The 6902-nt window shown below is 64.2% G+C and carries 6 protein-coding genes; 3 read left to right on the forward strand and 3 right to left on the reverse strand.

The genetic code is table 11. From position 1 onward, the window contains the following. Positions 1–129: 129 nt before the first annotated feature. The 3 genes from FJV80_RS32445 (at position 130) to FJV80_RS32455 (ending at position 3352) form a co-directional block, all read left to right on the forward strand. Complete coding sequence (locus tag FJV80_RS32445; RefSeq protein WP_095774697.1) at positions 130–774, forward strand: carbonic anhydrase; 645 nt, start codon at positions 130–132, stop codon at positions 772–774. Continuing rightward, positions 771–1205 (forward strand): nuclear transport factor 2 family protein, encoded by a 435-nt coding sequence (locus FJV80_RS32450; protein ID WP_142878340.1) that lies wholly within the window; start codon positions 771–773, stop codon positions 1203–1205. The genes FJV80_RS32445 and FJV80_RS32450 overlap by 4 nt, the downstream gene beginning before the upstream one ends. Positions 1206–1297: 92 nt before the next feature. Beyond that, positions 1298–3352, forward strand: coding sequence for a M3 family metallopeptidase (locus tag FJV80_RS32455; protein WP_142878341.1), 2055 nt, complete (start codon positions 1298–1300; stop codon positions 3350–3352). A gap of 159 nt (positions 3353–3511) precedes the next feature. On the opposite strand, the gene FJV80_RS32460 is transcribed toward FJV80_RS32455, so the two are convergent. From FJV80_RS32460 to FJV80_RS32470, 3 genes are read right to left on the reverse strand one after another with little or no spacing between them, the layout of a single operon-like run. Further along, positions 3512–4987, reverse strand: coding sequence for a M81 family metallopeptidase (locus tag FJV80_RS32460; protein ID WP_142878342.1), 1476 nt, complete (start codon positions 4985–4987; stop codon positions 3512–3514). 23 nt (positions 4988–5010) lie between these two features. Continuing rightward, positions 5011–5835 carry a carbohydrate ABC transporter permease gene (locus FJV80_RS32465; protein ID WP_142878343.1) on the reverse strand — a complete coding sequence of 275 codons (825 nt, stop codon included), beginning with the start codon at positions 5833–5835 and terminating at the stop codon, positions 5011–5013. Continuing rightward, entirely contained in the window at positions 5832–6701 is an 870-nt protein-coding gene (locus FJV80_RS32470; protein WP_010912213.1) for a sugar ABC transporter permease, read from the reverse strand. The genes FJV80_RS32465 and FJV80_RS32470 overlap by 4 nt, the downstream gene beginning before the upstream one ends. Positions 6702–6902 lie beyond the last annotated feature (201 nt).

The following is a 6902-nucleotide window of genomic DNA, read 5'->3' on the forward strand; positions in this document are numbered from 1 at the left end:
CGCTTATGTGCATGGCGTTTATGACCAGCCCCAACAATTCTGCATTGCTCGCAACGGGCTTTTGCCGCTAGAGGCTTTCTCGACCGCAACGAGCTGCCGCCTCCAACCCCGGAAAGGCCTTAGCCGCCCATGCCTCATCTCCCCGATCACCTCCTCGCCGGCTATCGCAATTTCATGAATGGCCGCTACCTCACCGAGAGCGGCCGCTACCGCGAGCTCGCGCGCGAGGGGCAGGCCCCCGAGACGATGATCGTCGCCTGTTGCGACTCCCGCTCGGCCCCCGAAGCGATCTTCGACGCCGGGCCGGGCGAACTCTTCGTGCTGCGCAATGTCGGCAATCTGGTTCCGCCCTACGAGCCGGACGGCGAGTTCCATTCGACCTCGGCGGCGCTCGAATTCGCGGTGCAGAGCCTCAAGGTCAAGAACATCGTCGTCATGGGCCATGGCCGCTGTGGCGGCATCCGCGCCGCGCTCGACCCCAATGCCGCGCCGCTGTCGCCCGGCGACTTCATCGGCAAATGGATGAGCCTGATCGCGCCTGCCGCCGAAACGGTCTCCTCCAGCACCTTCATGACGGCGGTGGAGCGCCAGACAGCGCTTGAACGCATCTCGATCCGCTATTCCATCGCCAACCTCCGGACTTTTCCTTGTGTCTCGATCCTCGAGGGCAAGGGGCGGCTGTCGCTGCACGGGGCCTGGTTCGACATTTCGACCGGTGAGCTCTGGGTGATGAACAAGGAAACCGGCGATTTCGAGCGGCCGGTGCCGGAATGAGCGGTAAGGCGCGCCCGGTGAGCAACGTCCGGTCGGCCGTCTTCACCGCCGCCGCACTCCTGATAGCGATCATTGCCGCGCGGGCCGATGACGGCGCCATCATCAGCCGCTGGTATTCGGCGCTGCTGGTCGCCGACCGCACCGAACTCGCCGACCTGCTTGCCGACGACGTCCGCATCAAGCTCGGAGACCTTGGCGTCGTCCAGAGCAAGCAGGAATTCATCGCCGCGCTCGACGAATGGAAAGGCGCGGTTGCTGGCGCTGAGATCCGCCACCGCATCGAGAAGAGCGAGGGCGGCATCACCACGGTGATCGCCTGCTACGACTTCCCGGACAATGACATGCTGATGCAGGAAACCTTCGCGGTGGCCGGCAATCGCATCACCGCCAGCTCGCAGGCGGCCGTCGCCGAAAACTGCGAAGCCTATTGAGGCGGATCGGCCAGCTGCCATATTGCGGCCTCGTGGGCCGCGCCCTACATCGGTGACACTCCCTCCTTCTTGATGCCAGCGAAAGACCCTCCATGCCCTCCACGAAAGCCGTCGACCTCGCCGCCCATCCGCTGACCGCGTGGCAGGGACCGCTCGGCCTGCCCGATTTCGCCCATATCGGCGACGGTGATTTTTCCGCGGTCTTCGACGCGGCGCTGAAGGCGCATGAGGCGGAGATCGACGCGATCGCCGGCAACAAGGATGCGCCGACCATCGACAACACGCTTGCCGCGCTGGAGCTCGGCGGCGAGGCTCTCGATCATGTCTCGTCGATCTTCTGGTGCCGCGCCGGCGCCTACACCAACGAGACCATCCAGGCGCTGGAGCGTGACATCTCGCCGAAGATGTCCAGGCACTTTTCGGCGATCTCGATGAACGAGAAGCTGTTTGCCCGCATCGACGACCTCTACCAGCGCCGCGAAAGCCTTGGCCTCGACGCCGAGACGCTGCGGGTGCTGGAGAAGACCTGGAAGGGTTTTGTCCGCTCCGGCGCCAAGCTCGACGCCGAAGGCAAGAAGCGGCTTGCCAAGATCAATGAGGAGCTGTCGTCGCTCGGCACCGCTTTCGGCCAGAACGTGCTGGCCGACGAGCGCGACTGGGCGCTGTTCCTCGACGAGGGCGACCTTGCCGGCCTGCCGGATTTCCTGAAGAGCTCGATGGCCGAGGCCGCCGAGATGCGCGGCCAGAAGGGGCGCTACGCCGTCACTTTGTCGCGCTCGATCTATGAGCCGTTCACGACCTTCTCGGAACGCCGCGACCTGCGCGAGATCGCCTTCAAAGCCTTCACCATGCGCGGCCAGAATGGCGGCGCCAGCGACAACACCGAAGTGGTGCGCGACATGCTGAAACTGCGCGCCGAAAAGGCCGGGCTGCTCGGCTACGCCTCCTTCGCCGCGCTGAAGCTCGACGACACCATGGCCAAGACGCCGAAGGCGGTGCACGACCTGCTCGATCCCGTCTGGGAAAAGGCGCTGGAAAAGGCCGCCGCCGACCAGAAGGAATTGGAGCGGCTGGCGGCGCAAGCCGGCAGCAACGAGAAATTCGCCGCCTGGGACTGGCGCTTCTACCAGGAGAAGCTGCGCGCGGAAAAATTCGCTTTCGACGAGGCGGAGCTGAAACCCTATCTGCAGCTCGACCGGGTGATCGACGCCTGCTTCGACGTCGCGACCAAACTGTTCGGCATCACCTTCGAGGAGAAGAAGGGCATCACCGCCTGGCACCCCGACGCGCGCGTCTTCGTGGTGAAAAATGCCGATGGCACAGAGCGTGCCTTGTTCCTCGCCGATTATTTCGCGCGGCCCTCGAAGCGTTCCGGCGCCTGGATGAGCGCGCTGAAGTCCGGCTATAAACTCGGCCACGGCTCGAAGCCGGTTATCTACAACATCATGAACTTCGCCAAGCCGCCGGCCGGCGAGCCGGCCCTGCTCTCGGTCGACGAGGCGAAGACACTGTTCCACGAATTCGGCCATGCGCTGCACGGCATGCTGACCGACGTCACCTGGCCGTCAGTTGCAGGCACTTCGGTCAGCCGCGATTTCGTCGAACTGCCCTCCCAGCTCTACGAGCACTGGCTGACGGTGCCGGCCGTGCTTGAAAAGCACGCGCTGCACGTCAAGAACGGCAAGCCGATGCCGAAGGCGCTGCTCGACAAGATGCTGGCCACGCGTACTTTCGGCGCCGGCTTCGCCACGGTGGAATTCACGTCTTCCGCCTTGATGGACATGGCCTATCACGCCCGGCCCGAGGCGCCGGCGGAACCGCTTCGTTTCGAAGCCGAAACGTTGGAAGAACTCGACATGCCCGACACCATTGCGATGCGCCACCGCACCCCGCATTTCGGCCATGTCTTCTCGGGCGACGGCTATTCGGCCGGCTACTATTCCTACATGTGGTCGGAAGTGCTGGACGCCGACGCCTTCGCCGCCTTCGAGGAGACTGGCGATCCCTTCAACCCGGCACTGGCCGAAAGGCTGCGCAAGAACATCTACGCCGCTGGCGGCTCGAAGGACCCCGAGGAGCTTTACACGGCGTTTCGCGGCAAGATGCCTTCGCCGGAAGCGATGATGGTGAAGCGCGGATTGGTGTAGCACCTCTTCCTTCTCCCCTTGTGGGAGAAGGTGGATCGGCGCGCAGCGCCGAGACGGATGAGGGGTATTCCAGGGAACACCAACGCCTCACTCCGCTGGAGCACCTCTCATCCGTCGCCTTCGGCGACACCTTGTCCCACAAGGGGAGAAGGGAGAACCTTACGCCTTCCAAGGATCCGCAACCCTTGGCCATATCTTGCGCGTCAGCTTCCTGTAATCGGTCACCGCAGGATTGCTGGGATACGAACTTGGCGCCGTGACGTAGATGATCTCCGCCGCGATCGGCTCGAAGCCGGCGTAGAAATGGTTGGTCGACTTGATCAGCAGCATATCCTTGCCCAGCGGATCGACGCCAATATTGGAGAAAATGTCCGGCTCGAAAGTCTGGGTTCGGTTGGTGTTGAGGATGATGTCGACCTCGGTGCCTTCGATGCGCACCAGCGCGGTTGGACCGAGCGTCACCCGGCTCGGCCCGAAACTCTGCCAGCCCTCGGCAACGGCCTTCAGCACCTTGACGCGGGCGTCGATCGGTTCACCCGCCTGCGGCCCTGCCTTGCCGCCGAAACGCAGGTAGATGACCGCGCCCTCGCCGGCCGCCAGGCAGAAGGTGACGGCGATCGGATCCCAGATCGTCGCCACGCCGAATCTGTCGAGGCCACGCACCAGCATCTGACGCAGCACGAAGGTGCCGTCGCCGGGAACGCCGCCGCCGGGATTGTCCCATATGTCGGCGATGACCACCGGCTTGCCGGGGTTCTCGGCGCGCACCGCCAGCGCACGGTCGATGCCGTCGGCGGTATCGAGCATCGTCATCGCCGTCTTTTCGCGCATGGCATAGAGTTCCCGTCCCAGCCGCTCCGCCAGCGCGTCGCCCCCGGCCTTGTCATTGTCGGTGACGACGAGGATGCGCGTGCCCATTTCCGGCACGTCGGCGGCCATGAAGCCGTGGATCACTGAAACCGACAGCACGCCGTCCTTGCCGTGCAGCGCCTTGATGCGGTCGACGAAGGAGCGCATCGGCTCGCGGCTGGTCGGCAGCACCTGGATCATCCGGCAGTCGAAGGTCGAGATGACGGGCTTGATCTCGCCGCGCGCGGCGGCCAGCCCCAGCTCGACGACATGCTCGCCGCGTTCGTAGAAATCGGTGTGCGGGAATTCGAGGAAATAGGCCATGATGTCGGATGCCGCCACGCGCTTGGGCGTCAGATGGCTGTGCGGATCGAACTCGCAGGCGATCACCACGTCGGGCCCGACAATCCCGCGCACACGTTCCAGCAGGTCGCCTTCGCAATCGTCATAGCCTTGCGCCACCATGGCGCCGTGCAGTCCGAGAATGACCGCGTCGACCGGCAGTGCCGCCTTCAACTGATCGAGGATCTCGTCGCGCAGCGCCTCGAAGGTCTGCCGCTGCACCAGGCCGCCGGGCTCGGCCCAGGTCGCGGTGCCTTCGATCACGGTCAACCCTTCCTTGGCCGCGCGCCGGCGCAAGGCGACGATCGGCGACGAGCACAGCGTCGGCGTCTCCGGATGCTTGCCCGGTCCGGCATAGAAGGCCATCTCGAACGATGCCCGGTCCGTCGGCACCGGCGAAAAGGTGTTGGTTTCCGTCGCCAGCGAGGCGGTGAAGATGCGCATGTAGGCTCCGTGGAATGCAAATTCTATTTGACGGCCCCGAGCGCCAGCCCGCGCACGAGGTAGCGCTGCAGCCAGATGAACAGGATCGCCACCGGCAATGTCGCCAGCAGTGTCGCCGCCATGACGTGATGCCACTCGATCGTGTAGCGGCCGGCGACGAGAGAAAAGACCTGGATCGGCAGCGTATAGCTTTCCTGGCTGCGCAGCATGGTCAGCGCCACGACGAACTCGTTCCAGGCGTTGATGAAGGTGAAGATGGCGGTGACCGCGATGGCCGGCAGGCAGAGCGGCAGGAACACTTTGCGCAGGGTCAGCCAGCGGCCTGCGCCTTCCATCCAGGCGGCCTCCTCGAGGTCGCGCGGAATGGTGTCGAAATAGCTCTGCAGCATCCAGACGGTGAAGGCGACGTTGAAGGCCATGTAGATGAAGCCGAGCGCCGTCGTCGATTCGATCAGCCCCCAGGCGGCCATCAGCCGGAACAAGCCGAGCACCAGCACGATCGGCGAGATCATCTGCGAGATCAGCAGGAACTGGCGGAAGGCGCCGTAGCCGGCAAAGCGAAAACGTGACATGGCGTAGGCAGCGGGAACGGAGATGAGGATGGCGCCGACCGTGGCGATGACCGAGACATAGAGCGAATTGGCCAGTGCCTGGCCAAAGCCGGTCGCCACCCACATGTCGGCAAAATTCGACCAGCGGAACTCGCTTGGCCACCATGTCGGCGACAGCACCTCCTGTCGCGGCTTGACCGCGGTGAGCAACATCACCGCGAAGGGAAACAGCGTCACCACGATCAGCGGCGCCAAAAGCAGCCAGGCGACGATGGTGCGTTTGAGTTTGCTGGTCATGCGCGCTGCTCCCGCATCGCCAACCGCACATAGATCATGGTGAAGACCAGCAATATGGCGAACATCACCAGCGACACCGCCGAGGCCTCGCCCAGTTTGCCGATGCGGAAGGCAAGCTTGTAGAGGTGGGTGACCAGGATGTCGGTCGAGTTGGCCGGCCCGCCCTGCGTCATCACCCAGATGATCGGGAAGGAGTTGAAGACGTAGATGGTGTTGAGCACGATGGCGATGTTGATGAACGGCTTCAGCAGCGGAAAGGTGATCTCGCGGAACTGCTGCAGCGGCGTGGCGCCCTCGAGCGCCGCCGCCTCGTAGAGATCGTCCGGGATCGACGACAGGCCGCCGAGGAAGATCGTCGTGGTGAACGGCACCGTCACCAATATGCCGATCAGCACCTGCATCGGGAACGCCGTCTCGGCGCTGGCCAGCCACTGGATGTTGTGGTCGATCAGGCCAAGGCCAAGCAGCGCCGAATTCAGCATGCCGCTTTCGCCGCTGAGCGCCCAGCGCCAGACCACCGCCGTCATGGTCAGCGACACCGCCCAGGGCAGCATGATGATGACGCGGGCAAGGCCACGGCCGTAGAAATCGGTGTTGAGGATCATCGCCACCGGCACCGACAGCAGCAGCGCGCCGCCGACCACCAGCACGGTCCACACACCGGTGCGCCAGAGTGCCGCGACGAAGTCGGGATCGGCGGCAAGCGAGGCGAAATTGGCAAGGCCGCTGAACTCGCGCAGCTGGCCGAAGCGGTTGACGTCATGCGTCGAGATCTGGATCAGGTCCCAGACCGGCCAGAAGATGACGACCGCCGCCAGGAACAGGCTGGGCAAGGTCAGGAGATAGGGCAGGAAACGATTTTGCATCGGCTGGTTCGTACCGCGTTGCGGGTGGAGATTGGATTGCGCTGGCTTAACAGATTACTTTATCCCGCCTCGTTCTTCTCAGGGCCTTCAGGATTCCTTGCAAGCATCGGCGCTGCCCATCACCTGTCTGCCCGTCCTCCGCAGCCGTTGCGGAAGGGGCCTTTCCTCTCCCCCGTCGATCGGGGGAGAGGTGTCGAGCGA

The organism is Mesorhizobium sp. WSM4310, assembly GCF_007003935.1.
GTDB lineage: Bacteria > Pseudomonadota > Alphaproteobacteria > Rhizobiales > Rhizobiaceae > Mesorhizobium.